Source organism: Gilvimarinus agarilyticus, from assembly GCF_000832015.1.
Lineage (GTDB): Bacteria > Pseudomonadota > Gammaproteobacteria > Pseudomonadales > Cellvibrionaceae > Gilvimarinus > Gilvimarinus agarilyticus.
Window position 1 is genome coordinate 955129 of the sequence record NZ_JXCJ01000001.1, and the last position, 19494, is coordinate 974622.

At 54.1% G+C, this 19494-nt stretch carries 18 protein-coding genes; 16 read left to right on the forward strand and 2 right to left on the reverse strand.

Annotated features, from left to right (window positions below; all coding sequences use genetic code 11):
• Positions 1-143 precede the first annotated feature (143 nt).
• The gene (locus tag SD69_RS04250; RefSeq protein WP_041522223.1) at positions 144-1115 is read right to left on the reverse strand and encodes a CobW family GTP-binding protein; all 972 of its coding nucleotides are present in this window, start codon (positions 1113-1115) and stop codon (positions 144-146) included.
• A gap of 289 nt (positions 1116-1404) precedes the next feature.
• Here SD69_RS04250 and SD69_RS04255 point away from each other — a divergent pair, with 289 nt between their 5' ends.
• From SD69_RS04255 to SD69_RS18690, 12 genes are all read left to right on the forward strand, one after another.
• Entirely contained in the window at positions 1405-3726 is a 2322-nt protein-coding gene (locus SD69_RS04255; RefSeq protein WP_041522224.1) for a TonB-dependent receptor, read from the forward strand.
• 22 nt (positions 3727-3748) lie between these two features.
• Positions 3749-5077, forward strand: a complete 1329-nt coding sequence (locus SD69_RS17980; protein ID WP_052480880.1) for a hypothetical protein — start codon at positions 3749-3751, stop codon at positions 5075-5077.
• A 334-nt stretch (positions 5078-5411) separates the two neighbouring features.
• Positions 5412-7199, forward strand: a complete 1788-nt coding sequence (locus SD69_RS04265; protein ID WP_041522225.1) for a DUF1631 family protein — start codon at positions 5412-5414, stop codon at positions 7197-7199.
• A 73-nt stretch (positions 7200-7272) separates the two neighbouring features.
• Positions 7273-7767 carry a DUF4870 domain-containing protein gene (locus SD69_RS04270; RefSeq protein ID WP_041522226.1) on the forward strand — a complete coding sequence of 165 codons (495 nt, stop codon included), beginning with the start codon at positions 7273-7275 and terminating at the stop codon, positions 7765-7767.
• A gap of 8 nt (positions 7768-7775) precedes the next feature.
• Complete coding sequence (locus SD69_RS04275) at positions 7776-8756, forward strand: 2-hydroxyacid dehydrogenase (RefSeq protein ID WP_041524430.1); 981 nt, start codon at positions 7776-7778, stop codon at positions 8754-8756.
• Positions 8757-8949: 193 nt separating this feature from the next.
• Positions 8950-10212 (forward strand): serine hydroxymethyltransferase, encoded by a 1263-nt coding sequence (glyA, locus tag SD69_RS04280; protein ID WP_041522227.1) that lies wholly within the window; start codon positions 8950-8952, stop codon positions 10210-10212.
• A gap of 301 nt (positions 10213-10513) precedes the next feature.
• Positions 10514-10957, forward strand: coding sequence for a 30S ribosomal protein S6 (gene rpsF / locus SD69_RS04285; RefSeq protein WP_041522228.1), 444 nt, complete (start codon positions 10514-10516; stop codon positions 10955-10957).
• 3 nt (positions 10958-10960) lie between these two features.
• Positions 10961-11188, forward strand: coding sequence for a 30S ribosomal protein S18 (rpsR, locus tag SD69_RS04290; RefSeq protein WP_041522229.1), 228 nt, complete (start codon positions 10961-10963; stop codon positions 11186-11188).
• An 11-nt stretch (positions 11189-11199) separates the two neighbouring features.
• The gene (locus tag SD69_RS04295) at positions 11200-12045 is read left to right on the forward strand and encodes a YybS family protein (protein ID WP_041522230.1); all 846 of its coding nucleotides are present in this window, start codon (positions 11200-11202) and stop codon (positions 12043-12045) included.
• Between the two features lie 37 nt (positions 12046-12082).
• On the forward strand, positions 12083-12529 hold the full coding sequence (rplI, locus tag SD69_RS04300; RefSeq protein ID WP_041522231.1) for a 50S ribosomal protein L9: 447 nt from the start codon (positions 12083-12085) through the stop codon (positions 12527-12529).
• Between the two features lie 147 nt (positions 12530-12676).
• Positions 12677-14077 carry a replicative DNA helicase gene (gene dnaB, locus SD69_RS04305; RefSeq protein ID WP_052481349.1) on the forward strand — a complete coding sequence of 467 codons (1401 nt, stop codon included), beginning with the start codon at positions 12677-12679 and terminating at the stop codon, positions 14075-14077.
• 369 nt (positions 14078-14446) lie between these two features.
• The gene (locus SD69_RS18690; protein WP_157471606.1) at positions 14447-14797 is read left to right on the forward strand and encodes an ApeA N-terminal domain 1-containing protein; all 351 of its coding nucleotides are present in this window, start codon (positions 14447-14449) and stop codon (positions 14795-14797) included.
• Between the two features lie 52 nt (positions 14798-14849).
• On the opposite strand, the gene SD69_RS04310 is transcribed toward SD69_RS18690, so the two are convergent.
• Positions 14850-15890 carry an IS481 family transposase gene (locus SD69_RS04310; RefSeq protein WP_041522232.1) on the reverse strand — a complete coding sequence of 347 codons (1041 nt, stop codon included), beginning with the start codon at positions 15888-15890 and terminating at the stop codon, positions 14850-14852.
• 471 nt (positions 15891-16361) lie between these two features.
• Between SD69_RS04310 and SD69_RS04315 the strand changes: the two genes are divergently transcribed.
• The 4 genes from SD69_RS04315 (at position 16362) to panD (ending at position 19270) form a co-directional block, all read left to right on the forward strand.
• Positions 16362-16964 carry a hypothetical protein gene (locus SD69_RS04315; protein ID WP_041522233.1) on the forward strand — a complete coding sequence of 201 codons (603 nt, stop codon included), beginning with the start codon at positions 16362-16364 and terminating at the stop codon, positions 16962-16964.
• A 341-nt stretch (positions 16965-17305) separates the two neighbouring features.
• Positions 17306-17818, forward strand: coding sequence for an MOSC domain-containing protein (locus SD69_RS04320; protein WP_041522234.1), 513 nt, complete (start codon positions 17306-17308; stop codon positions 17816-17818).
• Positions 17819-17958: 140 nt separating this feature from the next.
• Complete coding sequence (panC, locus tag SD69_RS04325) at positions 17959-18810, forward strand: pantoate--beta-alanine ligase (protein WP_041522235.1); 852 nt, start codon at positions 17959-17961, stop codon at positions 18808-18810.
• A 79-nt stretch (positions 18811-18889) separates the two neighbouring features.
• Positions 18890-19270 carry an aspartate 1-decarboxylase gene (gene panD / locus SD69_RS04330; RefSeq protein ID WP_041522236.1) on the forward strand — a complete coding sequence of 127 codons (381 nt, stop codon included), beginning with the start codon at positions 18890-18892 and terminating at the stop codon, positions 19268-19270.
• Positions 19271-19494 lie beyond the last annotated feature (224 nt).

Here is a 19494-nt window from a genome sequence, read left to right on the forward strand (position 1 = left end):
GGCAAGCTTTGGCTAATCGACTGATACATAGGGCTTTGGGCTGTTGATTGCTATGCTGGCCTGCTGTCTTCTTGCCCGTCATCCGTCATCCGTCATCCGTCATCCGTCATCCGTCATCCGTTATCCGTTCCCCCATCCCCCATTCATTCCAAACATTTTTCCATCTCCCCACCCAATGCATCCCAATCCAGCGGTTGATGATGAATAATCTCTAACCGGCTGTCTTCGCACTCATCCAGCTCCAACATTTTAACCACGCCGTCGGCGAGGTTGAGGGCGATGATGCCCTGATCGGTAATCAGCACTGCTTTTAGCCGGTCGCAGGTGAGGCCGTTTACCCAGTTAAATAGTGGCTCTAGGGCAAATACTTTGGCGGGGTGTATCACCCAGCCGGCGCTGAAGTATCCCTGCCCCTGGTGTTGTTTGCTGACAATAGGGTGCCCGGCCGTTGGCGTGGGCAGCGTGGCGGCGGGGTAGTTGCCGCCGTGGTGGTGACTGGGCTCGGGCAGTGGGCTGTGCTGTTGGTGCTCGCCCTCTAGCCAGTGTGGTTGCAGTTGGCCCTGCTTGATCTGTACCTGTGGCCGTTGCTGCAGTAACCATTGGTCTAGTTGTTTGTGCATGGCGGTTAGCTGCTCGTCGCTCGCTAAGTCCATTTTGCCGATAACCAGTACATCGGCCACTTCCAGTTGTTGCCGGAAGATGTCGTTGTCTAGGTGCCTTTGGCTGGCAAAGTGGCGGGGGTCGATAAGGGTTAAACAGGCTTTTAGCTCGATCACGTTTTGAAATTGATCGTTAAGGGTTTGCAGTATTTCGAGCGGGTGACCGAGGCCGGTGGGCTCGATGATTAGCCGGTCAAACTGCTGCTGCCGCAATAGCTGGGTTAGCCCCACCTGCATGGGTAGGCCCGCCACACAACACATACAACCGCCGGGTATTTCTTTAACGGTGGCTCCGCCCTCACTTAACAGCGCACCATCGATGCCGATTTCGCCAAACTCGTTGACCAGAATCGCCCAGCGTTCATGCTCGGGCTTTTGGCTTAGCAAATGGCGAATCAGGGTGGTTTTACCTACGCCTAAAAAGCCGGTGATGATGTTGGTGGGGATAGTCTTCATGGAGATCCTGCTGGTTACGGGTTACGGGTTACGGGTTACGGGTTACGGGTTACGGGTTACGGGTTACGGGTTACGGGTTACGGGTTACGGGAGGTTGGGTGGAATACTCAGCGCCAACAGTAGCCCTTGGCGGAGTCTCAGTGCTTCCCAAAATTATCCACCGTCCCAACAAACGTTACATTGTTGCTTTACCGAGTTGTTATGTTATAACATAATAATCATTCGGGCGAGTTGACCAAGTCTATGCTCCGTCCGTTCATTGTCTATAAGTGTCCAACTAGGGGGTTAAGTGTTGAAGCGGTCGTTATTGTATCTCGGGTTTCTGGGGCTGCCGTGCTGGGCTAGTGCCGCCACGATTCAGGGCGTGGTCCAGGATGAGGCGGGGCAGCCTGTCGACGGTGCCATTGTGCAAGTCGTGGGTACGCGCACCACCTCCACCACTAATCCTCAGGGTGAGTTTGTGTTGCCGGATTTGTCCAGTGAGGATGTTGAGCTGCACGTGCGCGCGCCGCGTTATATGCACAAAAATGTTCATGTCCACGGTGGTGACGATTCTCTACACATTACGCTCGACGGTACGGTAATGGAGGTTGTGGATGTTACCGGGTTGCCATGGCACGTTTCTCAATTAGAGTCGGCCACACCGGTAACCGTGTTGCAGGGCGAAGCGCTGCGCGATCAACAATCGGCCACCTTGGGAGACACACTTAATAAGCAGGTGGGCGTGCACTCTAGTTACTACGGGCCAGTGGCCGGTAGCCCGATCATTCGCGGTTTGTCAGGCCCACGTGTGCTGGTGGCGCAAAACGGTTTGGATGTGGGGGATGTCTCGCGCAGCGGCCCCGATCACGCTGTGACGGGCGAAGCAACCACCGCGCGACAAATTGAGATCCTGCGTGGTCCGGCGACTTTGTTTTACGGCAATGGCGCCATTGGTGGCGTGGTTAACGTCGTCGATGATCGCATCCCGCAGGACGTTGACACTTTTGGCCAGTGGCAGCTCGAGTATAACGGTGCCAATAGCGAGCCTGTAATCGAAGGCAGTGCCAATATCGGCTTGGGAGATAATTTTGCCGTGCATGCCGATGGCTTTTGGCGCGAGGCCGATGATCTAGAGATTCCCGGTTATGCCGACGTTGAGCCCGATGCAGATGCCGCCTACGGCACCTTAGAGAATTCGGCCTACGACAGTCAGGGCGCGACCCTTGGCGGTAGCTACATTAGCGATAATGGTTTCACTGGGTTAAGCGTAGGTCGGCTGGAGCGCACTTACGGTATTCCTGGCCATAGCCACGATGGCGTGATGGTCGAGGCCGAGTTGGAGCAGGACCGTTTACAGTTTGTCAGCGAGTACAGTTTTGATCACGACATTCTGTCTGAAGCGCGGCTTCGCTATGGCTATACTGATTACCAGCATCGCGAGCTAGAAGGCAACGCCGTCGGTACGACGTTTAACAACGAATTACACGAGGCCCGCCTGGAGTTGTTCCATCAGCCTTTTGCCGAGTGGCGTGGTGCTATTAGTTTGCACGCCACACAAGAAGATACCGAAGCCCAGGGCGAAGAGGCGTTTACTCCACCGTCGGCCACCGAGTCGTTTGCCTTAGCCTTGATGGAAGAAAAGCACTTTGGCGATTGGCTGGTGCAGTTGGGTGGCCGGGTGGAATGGATCGATGTCGAGGCTCGCAATGTGCGCCTGGATGAGGAGGGCGAGCGCGGCTTGTACCGAATCGATCAAAGTTTTACGCCTTATAGCGTGTCGGCCGGGACCGTATGGGATTTTACCGATGGCTATAACTTTGGATTAAACGTTACCCATGCCCAGCGAGCGCCGAGCGCGACCGAGTCGTTGGCGTATGGCCCGCATATTGGTGCCGGCAGTTTTGAAGTGGGCTCTATTTTTGATATTGCGGCCAACGATCACGGCGACTGGGTGGTCAACTTTTCCGAGCAGCCGCTACAGCTCGAAACCTCAAACAATATCGATATTTCCTTGCGTAAGTTCAAGGGTGACGTGGGTTTTGTAGTGGGGGCCTTCTACAACCAGGTCGATGACTTTTATTACGCCCGTGCCACTGGTCTCGAAGCCGATAGTGGTCACGACCATGACCATGATCATGCAGAGGAGGGCGATGAGCACGGTGAGCACGAAGACGAAGAGCTGCTGCCCGTTTATCAGTTTACTGCCGCCGATGTTGAATTGTACGGGTTTGAGGGTGAGCTGCACTGGCAGGTGACAGCCCCGCTGCTGCTGCGTGCGACCACTGACTACACCCGTGCCACCTTGCGCGATGGCGGCAATTTGCCCCGTATTCCGCCGCTGCGTGCAGCGCTTGCGGCCGAGTATGAAGTGGGCCCTTGGCACCTAAACGCCAGTGCCACTCACTACTTTGAGGCCGATAACACCGCCGAGCTGGAAACCAGTACCTCCGCCTATACCTGGATCGATGCCGAGGTGCGCTACACCTTGCCGGTGCTGGGTGGCGCCGACGTATATCTGCGCGGCGAAAACCTGCTGGACGAAACCGCCCGGGTGCACAGCTCATTCATCAAAGATATCGCACCGCGCGCCGGACGTTCGCTATCGGCCGGCATTCGCGCCTCTTTCTAATTTAATGATTAAGGATTTATCGATGCAAAAGATTTCAAAGTTTAACCCGTTATTTGCCGCATTTTTAGCGCTGGCGTTAACCGCCTGTGGCGATAGTGAGACGAATATCTACGATCAGGACGTGGCGGAGCCTGAGCACGAAGATCATGATGACCATGATCACGACGACCATGACGATGAACACGATCACGATGAAGAGACCAGTGCGGCGCGCTTGATTTTAACCGAGTCTGGCTCTGAGATTGTCCATGTGTTTGAGGCCGCTGATGGGGATGAGGTGGCGGAGCTAAGCCTGCCGGCGCCCGTAGGGTATGCTTACCCCATGCAGGGCTACCGCTACGCCGCGTTTGTCCACCGCGACGATAATTGGGTGAGTTTTGTTGATGGCGGCGTTTGGGTTGAAGACCACGGCGATCACGACCACCCGTACGCCGAGGCGCCAGCCATTATGGATTTTGCGCTGGACGGCGTACGCCCTACACACTTTACTCTGTCTGACGATGGTGCCGCGGTCTTCTACGACGGCAATGGCGAGACGGCAGACGTGGCCGGTGTGGCCACCTTTAGCGATACTACCATCGCCGATAACGGCCTGGAAAATACACTGCAATTTGGCACCCACCAGCACGGTGCGGCGCAGTTGCGCGGCGAGCATTTACTGGCAACCGAGCGTGATCCGGCAGCCAGCAGTACATTACCTGCCGCGGTTGGTTTGTATCATTTGCACGATGGTATGTACGAGCACGAGTTGACCTTTACTGAGCCGTGTCCAGGCTTGCACGGCAGCGCGCAAAATGAAGATTTCATTTTATTCGGTTGTGAAGATGGCGTGTTGCTGATAGATGAGTCGGCCGATTTTAGCGCGAGCAAGATCGTCAACGCCGATGACTTTGCCGACGGTATGCGAGTGGGTACCTTACGTGCGCACCATCATGTGGAGCAGGCGGTCGCCATTGCCTCTGGGCAGTTCTACCTGGTCGACCCTGCTCAGGTTCAGTTGGCGCCACTGGGTGTTAGCTTCCCCGACGGCGTCAGCGCTGTGAGCTACGAGTTTGTGCTGGGCGGAGAGGCCTTTGCCATACTGCAATCCGATGGTGAGCTGGTGGTGCTGGACGCACACGACTGGTCCGAGCAAGTGCGTGTCTCTGTATTGCAAAACCCGGAAGCTGACTCCCTGAAAATGGTTGTTCAGCCGGATGGTCACATGGCTTATGTGTTGGATAGCGCCGGCGAGCAAGTGATTCCGGTAGATCTGGAAGACGGTGAACTGGCCGAGGCGTGGTCGCCAGGCTTTGCGCCCGCCTCAGGTGTCTGGTTGGGCAGCGCAGAAGAGCACGATCACGAGCACTAAGCTCGCTTCTATACCAGGTTAGGCAATTTAAAAGGCCGGCAACGCCATGCGTTGTCGGCCTTTTTGTGTGCTGCATAATATGAAAACACGTTGTCGCCAAATTCAACATTTGTTACTATTTGTTCATAGTCACGAGCTGCTTGGCATTTGCCTCATTTAATGGCGCCTAAATACTGATTCGCACCCGGAATGGGCGAGCTGGCTGACGGGTGAGCTCCGCAATAGCTTAATATTACCTACGTAACCTATCAGGAACGATTGGCCGCTTTATTGCTGTTTACCGGGTACATATGCCTAGTGCTACCTGTAAAGCGGTGTTTAGACGAGGACGTTAATGCAGCACGATAACCGCCGTGACCCCAGCCGCCTTGCGCAACTACTGGACGATATGAGCCAGTGGACCGGGGCCTGCACGCCTTTACCCGCATCAGACTTACTGCCACTGTTGGCGTGGGATAAAGTAAGTTGGGAGTCCTTCCGGGCCAAATTCCCCGACGCCGATATTCAGGGCTTGCTGGCGGTATGGCTGTTGCGCGCATTTCAGGACAATATTGATGTCGATCGCGCGCTTAATGACCGGGTGCGCCAGTTGCAAGAAGTATTGTTGGTGCGTCTAACCGAGAGCGCTGCAACCCTTGCATGGTGTCTGCCGGAATGGTGCGAGCAGCTCGATCGGCTGTGTTTTCATTGGCAGGGGTGGTATCCGGCTTCGGGCCGTTTGGGCGAGCGATTTTTAGCGCGTACCGATGAGCTGCTGGGGGTGCTTGAGTCTCGTCCGTCGGCAGCGGCGTTAGCGGCGCTGCAAGAGTTCAATCGGCGCGCCGATCGAGAGTTGGATCGCGCCGCAAGGCTGGCGCACCGGATTCGCGAGTCGGAGCTTGGGCGTCAGAGCGTCGACGAGGCGCACCGTGAGGTGATTGCCTACCTAAATAATCACCTCGCGGGTAGCAGCTTGCCAGAGCCCATTTACGAGTTTGTGATTAACTCTATTCAGCCGGCGCTACAGTATTACTTACTCAACAATAAGCGCGAGCAGTGGCGTACCTGGGCCGATACTCTGAGTAATTTAACCGCGTGTTTACGCCCGGTTAAAACCACCGAGCAGTGGCAACGCTTTCGGCAAAACGCCCCAGTTTTTGTCGCTCAGTTAAGTACCGCTAAACCCCCGCACAATTGTATTTTTGAGCACTACCACCAGTTTGTCACCGACGTTACAGTCTGTGTCGATAGGCTTAGCGCGGGCGATATCCCGGATATGATCATTGCGCCGCCATTATTTGGTTTACGCTCTGGCGCTAAAGCTGGCGAGTCGCGCACCGAGCTGCGCCCGCGAGATCTTGAGCCCCACGGCTTAAAGTGCGGCGACTGGTTGGCCTATCGCACCGAATTTGACGGCGTGTTGCGTTGCCAGTTTTTGCTCCAGCCGCCCGGCAGTCACGAATTACTGTTTGTTAACCGCGAGGGCCACCGGGCATTAATCGCGCCGGTAGGGCGCATTATCGACTGCCTGGAGTCTGGTGAAGCGCGCCGTTTATTGCCAGTGCAAGCCTATAGCACGGCACTTAACAAGGCCTCGGCGCGCCTGGAGTACGTGCACACAGAGCTTGCTTGCGAGCGCCGCGTGGCCGAGCAATTAGAGCTACAGCGTTTGCAACGCGCCGAGCGTTTGCGCGAGGCACGCGAGCGCGATCGCGTGCGGCGCAAGGCGGCTAGCCGGGCCGAGCGTATTAAAGCACTGCTAGAGCAAAAGCAGCGGCTAAAACGCGAGCAGCTGGTGGTCGAGCGCCAGCGTGAAGCTGCCCGCCAAGCACTGGCCGAGCAGCGGTTGCACAATGCGCTGACAGAGGTGGCGCAACTGACGGTGGGCAGCTGGGCCGAGCTGAAGCTCGAGAGCGGACAAAGCGTAAAGTGTGAGCTGGTGATGGTGTTACAGTCGACCGACAAATACGTGTTTCACAACCATTTGGGGCGCCCGGTGGTAACACTGCCGCGGCAGCGCTTGGCCCAGATGCTGATGGCTGGAGAGGCGATGTTTTTCCAGCCGGCGCTGGGTTTTGAAAACCGTCTGGAGCGCATCGTACAGGGGCAGCGCCGGCCGCCTTCAGGCGCTGATCGCGCTTAGCCGCCGGAGGTTGGTAGTGTAGGTTAATCGCACTATACTGGGTGCTTTAATCACCACGAAAAGGATGGGCAAGATGGATCTGGATAAAATCGAAAAGCTGAACGAACTAAAAGAAAAAGGCCTGATTAGCGACGAGGAGTACGCCGAGGCCAAAGCCAAGGCGCTGGGGTCTAACTCCGCTGCCAAGTCCGACCCGGTCGGGGATATGGACAACCGCACTTACAGTATGCTGCTGCACTTTTCGCAATTGTGCGGCTTTGTGGTGCCTATCTGCGGCTGGATTGCCCCGCTGATTCTGTGGATTATCAAGCGCGAAGATCCCTACATCGATCAGCAAGGCAAGGTCGTGTTTAACTGGATCATCAGCTCGTTTATCTATTTTGTGGTATGCGTTATTTTGATGATGATTGTTGTCGGTGTGTTCTTAATGGTCGCGCTGGGTGTGGTCTCTATCATCTTTATTATTATCGGGGCAATTCGGGCCAAAGACGGCGTGATACAAAACTACCCCATGAGTATTAGCTTTTTCCGGGTAGAGCCCAGCAGCGTAGAAAAAATCGAACCCTAAGCCTGATGATGCGTGTTGCGGTATTTAACACGAAGGCTTACGACCGCCTCTATTTAGGGGCGGGGCAAGAGCACGAGCTGTGTTTTATCGAAGCGCACCTTAACGCGCAAACCGCCCCCTTGGCAGCGGGCCATGATGCCGTATGCTGCTTTGTTAACGACACTCTCGATGAGCCGGTGCTAAGCCAATTGGCCGAGTGTGGCATAACGCTTATTGCGATGCGCTGCGCCGGCTTTAACAATGTCGACCTGCTGGCCGCCAAACGCTTGGGCCTTAGCGTATGCCGCGTGCCCGAGTACTCACCTTACTCAGTGGCTGAGCACGCGGTGGCTTTGATACTGGATTTAAACCGACACATTCACCGGGCGTTTAACCGCGTGCGCGAGCAAGACTACTCGCTGGATGGTTTGCTCGGGTTTGATCTGCACGGCAAAACCGTGGGGGTGGTGGGCAGCGGTAAAATTGGCCGCGGCTTTGCCCGCATCATGAACGGCTTTGGCTGCCGGGTGATTGTCAGCGATCCGGTGGTTAACGACGAAATGGCGGCCATGGCTACCTATGTGAGTGCCGAGCGGCTGTGGGCCGAGAGCGATATTATCTCGCTGCATTGTCCGCTGTTGCCTGCCACCCGGCATCTCATTAACGCCGCCACTATTGCCCAGATGAAGCCGGGCGTTATGCTGATCAACACCAGTCGCGGCGCGTTAATCGATACCTTGGACGTTATTGGCGGTTTAAAAAGCGGCCAGATCGGCTACCTGGGCCTGGATGTGTACGAAGAGGAGGGTGACCTGTTTTTTGATAATCTCTCGGGCACCATTATTCAGGATGATGTGTTTGCCCGGTTAACCACCTTTCCCAATGTGTTGGTCACCGGCCATCAGGCGTTTTTTACCCACGAGGCACTGGCCGAGATCGCCCGTGTCACCGGTGAGAATCTAAATGCCTTTGCCCGCGGCGAGCGCAGTGGGCCGAGCTTTGTGGTTTAAACTGTAAAACGGTAAGGGTGCCAATGCGCGATTTAGAGGTCGGTTGCGTCCGACGTCAGACATCTGGCTGAGGCCCAATTTAGCGTGGCGAAACGCTGGATGTTTGGTGTACAATCGCGGCCTTTCTTTTTACAACCTATCCCCTTTCAACAATCCGGTAGTGCCAGCGCTGCCCGTAGTGTAGGAATTGTCCATGTTTGATAAAAGCCAAACAATCGCCTCGTTTGACCCCGAAATCTGGGACTCTATCGAGAACGAAAGCCGCCGTCAGGAAGAGCACATCGAACTGATTGCCTCTGAGAACTACACCAGCCCGCTGGTCATGGCGGCCCAGGGCACTAAGCTAACCAACAAATACGCTGAGGGTTATCCGGGCAAGCGCTACTACGGCGGCTGCGAATACGTGGACAAGAGCGAGCAGTTGGCGATTGAGCGCGCCTGTGAACTGTTTGGTGCCGATTACGCCAACGTTCAGCCACACTCGGGCTCGCAGGCTAACGGTGCGGTTTACCAGGCGCTGTGTAAGCCGGGCGATACCATTTTGGGTATGAGTCTGGATGCCGGTGGTCACCTGACTCACGGTGCCAAGCCTAACTTCTCGGGCAAAACCTATAACGCTGTTCAGTACGGCCTGAACTCGGACACCGGCCTGGTGGATATGGACGAGGTTGAGCGTCTGGCGGTAGAGCACAAGCCGACTATGATTGTGGCTGGTTTCTCGGCCTACTCGCAGGTGCTGGACTGGGCTAAGTTTCGCGAAATTGCCGATAAAGTTGGCGCTTACTTACTGGTTGATATGGCGCACGTGGCCGGTTTGGTTGCCGCGGGTGTTTACCCAAGCCCCATCCCACACGCTCATGTGGTGACCTCGACCACCCACAAAACTCTGCGTGGTCCTCGCGGCGGCATCATCCTCGCCAAGGCCAATGAAGAGATTGAAAAGAAGCTCAACTCGGCGGTATTCCCTGGCGGCCAAGGCGGCCCTTTAATGCACGTGATTGCCGCTAAGGCCATCAGCTTTAAAGAAGCCATGAGCGACGACTACAAAACCTATCAGCAGCAAGTTGTTAAAAACGCGAAAGCCATGGCCAAAGTGTTCTTGGAACGCGGTCTGGATGTAGTATCCGGCGGCACCGAAAACCACCTGATGTTGGTGAGCTTGATCGGCAAAGAGTACTCGGGTAAAGACGCCGATGCCGCACTGGGTCAGGCCAACATCACCGTGAACAAAAACGCCGTACCCAACGACCCGCGCTCACCGTTTGTTACCAGCGGCCTGCGTGTAGGGACTCCGGCTATCACCACCCGTGGTTTTGGCGAGAGCGAGTGTACTGACCTGGCGCACTGGATGTGCGACGTACTGGATGGCCTGGAAAAAGGCAATGCCGATGACGCTATTGCCAGCGTTAAGCAAAAAGTATTGGACGTTTGTGCCAAGTTTCCGGTTTATGGTTAATAGCAGCCGGTAAACGGTTGACGGGGTACGGCGAACGAAAATACTGCCGTACCCCGTACCCCGTACCCCGTACCCCGTACCCCGTACCCCGTACCCCGTACCCCGTACCCCGTACCCCGTACCCCGTTCAAAATTTAACCTTGCATCCTCCCTGCAAACTCCCTAGAATAGCGCGCCCTTGGGGTGCCTGCGTCTTGCGTGCGCTTCAAGTTAACGGCTCTTGGCTTTTATCGGTCAATTAAGAGAGCCACTCCTTGTCTCACCGGCTTGCCGGGAGGCTACAACCCGTAAGGAGCGATTAATGCGTCATTACGAAATTATCTTTATGGTTCACCCGGACCAGAGCGAACAGGTTCCGGGCATGATCGAGCGTTACAGCGCGACGGTTACCGGTAGTGGTGGTCAGGTTCACCGCTTAGAAGACTGGGGCCGCCGTCAAATGGCTTACTCCATCAACAAAATCCACAAAGCACACTATGTTCTGTTGAACGTTGAGTGTAGCGATGAAGCGCTCGAAGAGCTGACCACCAACTTCCGCTATAACGACGCTGTGCTGCGTAACCTGGTTATCCGCACTGATGAAGCGATCACCGAAGAGTCACCGATTGCTAAGGCTGATAAAGAGAGCCGTGAGCGCAAGCCACGTGCACCTCGTCCAGAGCGTCGTGAAGAGTCTGAAGAACAATCTTCAAACGAATCTAACGATTCAGCTGAAGAACAGACTACCGAAAAAGAGGGGGAGTAACCAATGGCTCGATTTTTCCGCCGTCGTAAGTTCTGTCGTTTTACCGCTGAAGGCACCAAGCAGATCGATTACAAAGATCTGGAAACCTTGAAAGCCTACATCACTGAAACTGGCAAAATCGTACCTAGCCGTATCACAGGTACAAAAGCGAAATACCAGCGTCAGCTTGCTACTGCTGTTAAGCGCGCGCGTTATTTGGCTCTGCTGCCGTACACGGACAGCCACGAGTAAGAGACTGACTTGTGCGTGCGCTCGCTGAATTTATTATGCGCGGCCGCACACAGGCTGCAATAGTTGCACTGATTGGGCACTGGATACCATTACTGGGCCCGGCCACTGTTGCACTCGTTACGCTCAGACGCGGCGCCGCCAATGGCGCGCTGATTTTGCTCTGGGCGATATTACCGGCGATTGTCTTGCTGGTAATGCAACAACAAAGTGCGTTGCTGGCAGTAACCGGTGTTGTCAGTGTGTGTGTCGGGGCCGCAATTTTGCGCCGGTCTGCACAGTGGCAGTACGCCTTAATGGCCTTAGTGGCCTGTAACACCTCAGGTGTTTTACTGCTGGCGCTGCTAATGCCAGAGGCGGTAGCCCGCATGCTGGAGTTGTGCACTCAACTGTTTAATCAGTTGCAGGCGCAATCCGACCAGCCGCTGGGCTTGCCGGTACCCGACACGACGTTAGTGTTGGCGCTGATGGCAGCCATGACCACGTTAAGTGGTGTGTTGGGGCTGATACTGGCCCGTTGGTGGCAATCGCTGCTGTATAACCCCGGTGGGTTTGCGGCAGAGTTTCGCGCCCTGCGCTTAGCGCCATTGCCGGCAACGGTATGCGCGTTAGCGGTGGCCTACTGCTACTGGCGCGGCGAAGGTACAGGTATGTGGGTGTTGGTGTTTGCCCAGCCTTTGCTGTTTGCCGGTATCGCACTGGTACACGCCATTGTCGCCGCCCGGGGTATGGGCGTGCAGTGGTTGGTTATGTTGTATATCGCAATGGTGGTGCTGCAGCCGTTGACAGCACTGTTGGTTATAGTCGCATTTTGCGACACGTGGTTGAATTTTCGCGGCCGGCTTAGGCCTAAGGCATAGCTGCCGCGCAGCTAATTAAACGTAGAGGGTAAACGAGATGGAAGTTATTCTGCTCGAGAAAGTGGGTAAACTGGGTGCCATTGGCGATAAAGTCAGTGTTAAAGCCGGCTTCGGTCGCAACTTCCTGGTTCCACAAGGCAAGGCTATTCCTGCCACTGCATCAAATGTTGCTGAGTTTGAAGCGCGTCGCGCCGAGCTCGAAGCCGCCGCTGAAGCCAAAAAAGCCGAAGCACAAGTTCGCGCCGATAAGCTGGCTGAACTGTCTGTCACCATCGAAGCTAACGCTGGCGATGAAGGCAAACTGTTTGGTTCTATCGGTACTCGCGACTTGGCCGAAGCCATCACCGCCGCTGGCGTTGAAGTTGTTAAGGCTGAAGTACGCTTGCCAGAGGGTGCGATTCGCGAAGTGGGCGAGTACGAAATTGACGTACAGGTTCACGCCGATATCACTCAGGCCGTAAAGCTCGCTGTTGTTGCTGAGTAATCGTTACCGCTAGGTAAACGCACGCTCACGCTGACAAAGCGATAAAAATCGGGCACTATCGACAACCTTAACCGGTTGTTGTGGTGCCCGTTTTTTTTGCCCGCCAGCAACACCCCGATTAACCCGATACGTTTGGATTTGAGTTTTATGCCCAGCGACGCCACTGCCCAGTACCGCGAGCCCACCCAGCCACAGGGGGCGCCCATGCTGCCTACCTCGGTTGAGGCTGAGCAGTCGGTGCTGGGGGGCTTGATGCTCGACAACAGTCGACTGGATGCGGTGTTGGAGATCGCCTCGGAGGTCGACTTTTACCGCGAAGATCATCGCCTGATTTTAAAGATGATGATGGAGCTGCAAGAGGACGGCCAGCCGCTGGATGCGGTAACCCTGTCTGAGGCACTGGAACGCCACGGCGAGCTGGAAAATGCCGGGGGCCTCGGCTACTTAGTCGAGCTTGCGGCTAACACCCCGAGTGCCGCCAATATCACCGCTTACGCCCGCATCGTGCGCGAGCGCTCGACCTTGCGCCAGCTGATTGTCGCCGCTCAGGAGATTAGTCAGTCCAGCTTTAACCCCGCCGGGCTCGACTCCGACGACCTGCTGCAAATGGCCGAAAAGCGGGTGGCGCAAATCGCGGAGGATCGCCCCAAAGACGGTGGCTTGCGCGAAGTAAACGGCCTGCTAAAAGAAACTGTCGAGCGTATCGATGAGTTATTTCGTTCCGGCGACGATGTGACCGGGGTGACCACCGGCCTGACGGATCTGGATGGCAAAACCTCGGGTTGGCAGCCGGGCGAGTTAATCATTCTCGCCGCACGCCCCTCGATGGGAAAAACTGCACTGGCGCTTAACTTTGTCGAGGCGGCGATTTTTACCCAGCCCAAGCCGGTGCTGGTATTCAGTATGGAAATGCCCTCGGCCGCGCTGGTGATGCGGATGATGTCGTCCATCGGGCGCATCGATCAAGGTCATATGCGCAACGGTAAGCTCACCGAGGAGGACTGGCCCAAGCTCTCGGCGGCGGTGAGTAAGATGAAAGATAAACTGCTGTTTATCGACGATACCCCCGGCCTTACCCCGCAAGAAATGCGCGCCCGCACCCGGCGTGTGGCGCGCGAGCACGGCAACCCCGGCATGATCATGGTCGACTACCTGCAGCTGATGCAGGTGGCCGGCGCCAGCGAAGGTCGCACCCAAGAGATCTCCGAAATCTCCCGAGCGCTAAAAGCCCTCGCCAAAGAATTTGAGTGCCCGGTTATCGCGCTATCGCAGCTTAACCGGAGTGTGGAACAGCGCCCCAACAAACGCCCCATGAACTCAGACCTTCGTGAGTCGGGCGCCATCGAGCAGGACGCCGACGTAATTTTGTTTATCTACCGCGACGAATACTACAACGAAGACAGCGCCGAGAAAGGCGTATCTGAGTTGATCGTGGGCAAGCAACGTAACGGTGAAGTGGGCACAGTACGCGCCGCGTTTGTGGGTAAATACACGCGCTTTGATAATTTGGCGGCGGAGTATTTTAGTCAGCAGGATGATGGCTATTAACCTATTGTCACAAGAAATACGTCCGTGTATTTTTTGTGACGTCGCCGGTTAAATCCGGCGCAAAGGCGCGGCTTTGCTTGGATTGAAACGGCTCGCATTGACGCTGCCAATGGCGCCCCTCCGTGGGCGCTGATGATCTCCTGAGACTTGATGCTTTGCTGGGGCGGTTTTCGGGGAGCTGTAGGCGGTGCTAATTTTTAAGCTGATTGTTTAGTAAGGTTCGGGAACCACTGTAAAAAGGATTTTGTGAATTGAAAGGTTCAGCTCAGTTCTGCTTCCTATTTGAGTAATATGAGATGCCAACCTCGTTTCCGTTAGCTGAGAAAACAAAGTTTAAGTGTCGAAATAACTCTAGGGAAGGATATTTCCGTGAATAGTTTACTAACTGAGAGAAGCTGGTCAGGAGAGTTTTATGTTCCCGATCATTATCCGAATCGATTCTTTGGAGCCGTTAACTACTCACCTACGGACGGTGTCTCTCTAGAATATCGTATGCAATTTGGGGATCTTCCTCCACGCACGAACGTGCTCCATGGGTTATTAGATACAGGTGAGCCATGCACACTGATCGGTGACTTTAATCCAGCCACAAGTGGAGTGGGGATTTCAAATAAATTTGAGTCAAGGMCTGGGTTTGCTCGTTTCCAGGCGCTTGTCTTAGGTGGGCATGTCTGCGACGATAACAATATAGATTCAATTGAATTCCGCCTTAATCTGTAGTAGCTCAGACTTGATCTGACAGTTACCCGTTTTTCATCCGGTGTCTGTCAGTTTAGATCTGAGCTAAATTTTTCTCGGCCCAGATCATTTTCCCATCAAGTAATGTATCCATCGGCGTTCTGCCACAGCACATTTTACCCTGATGCGTTCGTTGATTATTGTAGTATTCTATCCAATCGTCCAGATCTTTTTGAAGCTCCTCTAAGGTGCTGTAGAGTTTCTTGCGGAACGTCACCTGATAAAACTCGGTTAAAATCGTTTTATGGAAGCGCTCGCAGATCCCATTTGTTTGTGGTGACATGGCTTTGGTCTTTGTGTGTTCAACGTCATTAATCGCCAGGTAGAGTTGGTAGTCATGCTGATCGACGCGGCCACAGAACTCTGTTCCCCGGYCTGTGAGTATTCGCAACATGGGTAGATCATGAGCCTCAAAGAATGGCAAAACCTTATCATTGAGCGTGTCAGCAGCGGTAATTGGTGTCTTCGTCGTATAGAGTTTGCAGAAGGCAATTTTGCTGTAAGTATCAATGAATGTCTGCTGGTAAATACGGCCCACACCCTTGAGATTGCCCACATAAAACGTGTCCTGAGAGCCCAGATAACCTGGATGGGCTGTCTCAATTTCACCACAGGCCTCGTCGTCATTTTTCTTCTTCTCCAGAGCGGAAACCTGCGCATCGCTTAGGATAATMCCCTCMCTCTCGACCTTGGCCTCAAGGGCCGCCAGCCGCTTTTTAAAGTTCTCCAAGTTATGCCGTACCCAGATAGAGCGGACTCCGCTGCCAGATACGAAAATTCCCACCTTGCGTAATTCATTGCTCGTGCGATGCTGACCGTGAGCTGGTTGTTCCACGGCATACTCTACAACAGCTTGTTCTGTTGCCTCATCCACGCGATTTTTCGGGTTGGGAGTTCGACGGCTTTTGTTGATCAGGTTATCGATTCCGCCGTCTTCCACGAGCTCCTGATAGCGATAGAAGGTATCGCGCGATACCCCCATTACCTTACAAGCTTTGGATACGTTACCAAGTTCTTCCGCCAGATTGAGCAAGCCTGCCTTGTGTTTGATGATAGGATTGTTAGTATGGATCATGAGAGTTACCTTTTGTTTTGATTTAAGATTCGACACCTTTATCAAAACGGGTAACTCTCTCTTTTTCAAGAAGAAATGTCAGATCAGGTCTAAACTTCTACACTTAATCACTTAGACGAGTTTTTTGTTCACTCCTTTCATCAAAAGTTGGTTAAGTATGAATCGGGCGCGCTGATCTCCATCAATACAGGTATTGGTAATCTCAGCCTTTACCACCATGCAACATTTGATAAATTCTCACCCTCAGTATTTGAATCGCAGCTGTACTCTTCAGATTCCAGAGTAACTGAAGCGTTAGTCAGCGCTTTGAAGAAGGTTGAGCATGATAACCCAGATTCAACGGTTTTCGCTAAACGAGACCTCCACTTCAGGCTACGTTTATCGTTTACGACATCTAGTAGTATAAAATCGGCTTACACGTCTGTGTTGAAGGTTTCCGATCTGTTTTCGGTTTTGATTAACGAGCCCGTTATGCCTACTACTATCACAGTACCTTTCGGTCAAGGGATGACGTTAGACTTATACCCTTCGTCTATTAAAGATCAAAGAAGCATCGACCTTTGTAAGCAAAGAAAGCCCCATCATCAAATGGCGCTCAACGCTGAAACCGTTTCGCTAGAACGGATGTTTGAGAAGTGGTTTAACGAGGATATTATAGATCCAGTAGTTATCTCTAGTATCCAAAATGAGACAAATATTCCGGACATTAACAAAACATACGGTGAAATCGTTTTGTTTGCGACTCAGCTCGAGTTTATTACTGAAAATGATGGAGAAAAGGGAGGTAAGTATGTTTACCCGTTTAAAAAGTATGCGGCAGGTTTCATCATTAAAGAACTTCTCGCGTTGTTTGGCCTGTCCTCTTTAGACGACCTAGGTGCGGAAATCAGTAATTTACGAGCTGAAGTTGCACATCTTAAACGGAAGAAGGTTTGGCTCAAGAGGCTTGAGCACAGGAAGCTTGTTCATGTTACGCAGTACCTACACTTAACCATCCTAGGGCACGCCTTGAGCAAGCTCGGAATATCCGATGACCTTATCCACCAATATCAGATAAAAAATAGGCCCCGATGAGAAATGGTCGATGATTCCAGGGGTTAGGCGTTGCATAGCTTTCGCACCGGCTAAGCACTAGGTTCGGCACTCCTTTGCCCAGATAACCTGAGTGGTATATCAGGTACCCCCGAAACTCGGCCGCCTCTGTGGGCAGTTGAGTGTCTCATTTCGTCGGAGCTGGGCAAAAACAAATATCATTTAGCTATGCGAGCTTCAAGAGAGAGTTTATTTTTTGTGAGATCAGTGGCTTCCCCTGAAAAGCGGCTATTTCAAAGGGTTATTGACGCCCCGATAGCCAGCGCCCACAATTTTGTTCAGCGTCGTTCTCCATCACCCGTTTCCCGCAACCCGGTCAGTATATGAACTCTCAAGCCAGACTCTTAGACAAGCTCGCCAAAGATATTAAGCCCGGTCGGCTGGACTGGATTGGTTTGCGCACGGTACGTCGTGGCGAGATTGCCGAGGTGGAGTCGGTGCAGGCTCTGGCCGAGCAGGGATTGCAGGGCGATCATCGCTGCCGAAAAACCCGTGGTTCTGGCCGGCAGGTAACCATTATTAGCCGTGAGTTTATCGAGCAGATCTGTCGCCATATGGGGAGGGCGAGTATCGATCCGGCATTGTTGCGGCGCAACTTGGTGGTGTCGGGTATGAACCTTAATCTACTGCGGCATCAAATCTTGCAAATCGGTGAGGCGATTATTGTGCCCGGCGCTTTGTGTCACCCTTGCTCGCGGATGAACGAGAACCTAGGGGAGGGCGGCGTGGCGGCGATGTACGGTTATGGTGGCCTGTGTGCCAAGATTGTCCGCTCGGGCACTATGGCGGTGGGGGATGCGGTGGTGCGCTTACCGCTGGATACTGAGTTTCGTTGAGCCTTTAATAAGCCGGCGATTACACGCCCAAATTTGTGCCCAAAAAATGTACTTGTTTGGCGTGAGCGTGTATTATCCCGCCCCCGACCCCCTGAGCGTGTAGCGGCCGTTGTGGGGTCATCGGCGATTGAGGTTTCCCCATGCAGGTATTTCACCATATTCGCTCGTTACGCGAGGCGCTGGCCGAGGCCCGCCGCGACGGTAAGCGCATTGGCTTTGTGCCCACCATGGGCAATTTGCACGATGCTCACCTGGCGTTGGTAAAACAGGCGCAGCAAAGCTGTGATGTCGTGGTTGTGAGTATCTTTGTTAATCGTCTGCAGTTTGGCTTAAACGAGGACTGGGACCGCTACCCGCGTACATTGGCGGCTGATTCGTCCAAGCTTGAGGCGGTCCACTGCGACTTTTTGTTTTGTCCCGACGAAACCGAAATTTACCCCAATGGTATGGACGAACAGACCCGGGTGATTGTCCCGGCCATGACCGATGTGCTGTGTGGCGCCAGCCGTCCCGGCCATTTTGAAGGGGTAACTACGGTCGTTACTAAGTTGTTTAATATCGTACAGCCCGATGAAGCTGTGTTTGGTGTCAAAGATTTTCAGCAGCTGGCCGTGATTCGCCGCATGGTAGAAGACTTGTGTATGCCGGTGCAAATTAGCGCCGGCGAGATCTACCGCGAAACCGATGGTCTGGCACTTAGCTCGCGCAACGGCTTTATCGCAGATGCCGAGCGGCCTAGAGTAAGCCAGTTGTACCGCACGTTAAGCTGGGTGGGCGAGCAAATCAGCGCCGGCCAGCGGGACTTTATCGCTTTGGCCGAGGCCGGTAAAATACAAATTGAAGAGGCAGGTTTTAAAGTTGATTACTTAGAGATCTGCAACAGCCGCACGCTTAAACCGGCGGCGCATGATGACACCGAAATTACCGTATTGGGCGCCATGTACACCGAAAGTGCCCGATTGATTGATAATCTCTCGCTAGAGCTTGTCTAACGAGGTATTAGCGCGCCGAGGCATCGGAGTGCTAAGTCGCGGTTAAGAACCGCACATTGACAGAATACAGGAGGGGCACATGCTCTCTACCATGCTCAAAGGCAAACTTCACATGGCCGCCGTCACTCAGGCAGAGCTATGGTATGACGGCTCTTGCGCCATCGACGCTGATTTGGTTCAACTGGCGGGCCTGCGCGAGTTTGAGCAAATTGATATTTACAACGTCAATAATGGCGAGCGCTTTACTACCTACGTGATTCTGGCTGAACCAGGCTCTGGCACCATCTCCATGAACGGCGCCGCCGCACGTAAAGTGCAGGTGGGGGACCGGGTGATTATCGGTGCTTACGGCCAGTACACCGAAGCCCAGCTCGAGGGCTACAAGCCGCGTTTGGTCTACCTTGACGAGGCCAACCGGGTAGAGCGCACCACCAATACCATTCCTATGCAGGTAGTTTAAGCCTACCTACAACGCTGATTACCTCCTCGCTCCGGACTCAGCGCAGATCCGGAGCCTAACGGCTTCAGACAATCGCCACGCCCGTACCAACAAACTGCCACACCCCAAGACACTGGTTTCCCGCTCGTGGCCGGGAATGACAGCAGACGAAACATCACCTACCCCGTCATTCCGGGCGCAGCGCAGACCCGGAATCCGGCGGCTCTAGAAAAACGGTACGCCTG

Excerpts from the sequence above, each read along its gene's own strand:
- SD69_RS04250 (WP_041522223.1), bottom strand. The coding sequence starts at position 1,115 with ATGAAGACTATCCCCACCAACATCATCACCGGCTTTTTAGGCGTAGGT.
- SD69_RS17980 (WP_052480880.1), top strand. The coding sequence starts at position 3,749 with ATGCAAAAGATTTCAAAGTTTAACCCGTTATTTGCCGCATTTTTAGCG.
- SD69_RS04265 (WP_041522225.1), top strand. The coding sequence starts at position 5,412 with ATGCAGCACGATAACCGCCGTGACCCCAGCCGCCTTGCGCAACTACTG.
- SD69_RS04270 (WP_041522226.1), top strand. The coding sequence starts at position 7,273 with ATGGATCTGGATAAAATCGAAAAGCTGAACGAACTAAAAGAAAAAGGC.
- SD69_RS04275 (WP_041524430.1), top strand. The coding sequence starts at position 7,776 with ATGCGTGTTGCGGTATTTAACACGAAGGCTTACGACCGCCTCTATTTA.
- glyA (WP_041522227.1), top strand. The coding sequence starts at position 8,950 with ATGTTTGATAAAAGCCAAACAATCGCCTCGTTTGACCCCGAAATCTGG.
- rpsF (WP_041522228.1), top strand. The coding sequence starts at position 10,514 with ATGCGTCATTACGAAATTATCTTTATGGTTCACCCGGACCAGAGCGAA.
- rpsR (WP_041522229.1), top strand. The coding sequence starts at position 10,961 with ATGGCTCGATTTTTCCGCCGTCGTAAGTTCTGTCGTTTTACCGCTGAA.
- rplI (WP_041522231.1), top strand. The coding sequence starts at position 12,083 with ATGGAAGTTATTCTGCTCGAGAAAGTGGGTAAACTGGGTGCCATTGGC.
- dnaB (WP_052481349.1), top strand. The coding sequence starts at position 12,677 with ATGCCCAGCGACGCCACTGCCCAGTACCGCGAGCCCACCCAGCCACAG.
- SD69_RS04315 (WP_041522233.1), top strand. The coding sequence starts at position 16,362 with ATGCCTACTACTATCACAGTACCTTTCGGTCAAGGGATGACGTTAGAC.
- SD69_RS04320 (WP_041522234.1), top strand. The coding sequence starts at position 17,306 with ATGAACTCTCAAGCCAGACTCTTAGACAAGCTCGCCAAAGATATTAAG.
- panC (WP_041522235.1), top strand. The coding sequence starts at position 17,959 with ATGCAGGTATTTCACCATATTCGCTCGTTACGCGAGGCGCTGGCCGAG.
- panD (WP_041522236.1), top strand. The coding sequence starts at position 18,890 with ATGCTCTCTACCATGCTCAAAGGCAAACTTCACATGGCCGCCGTCACT.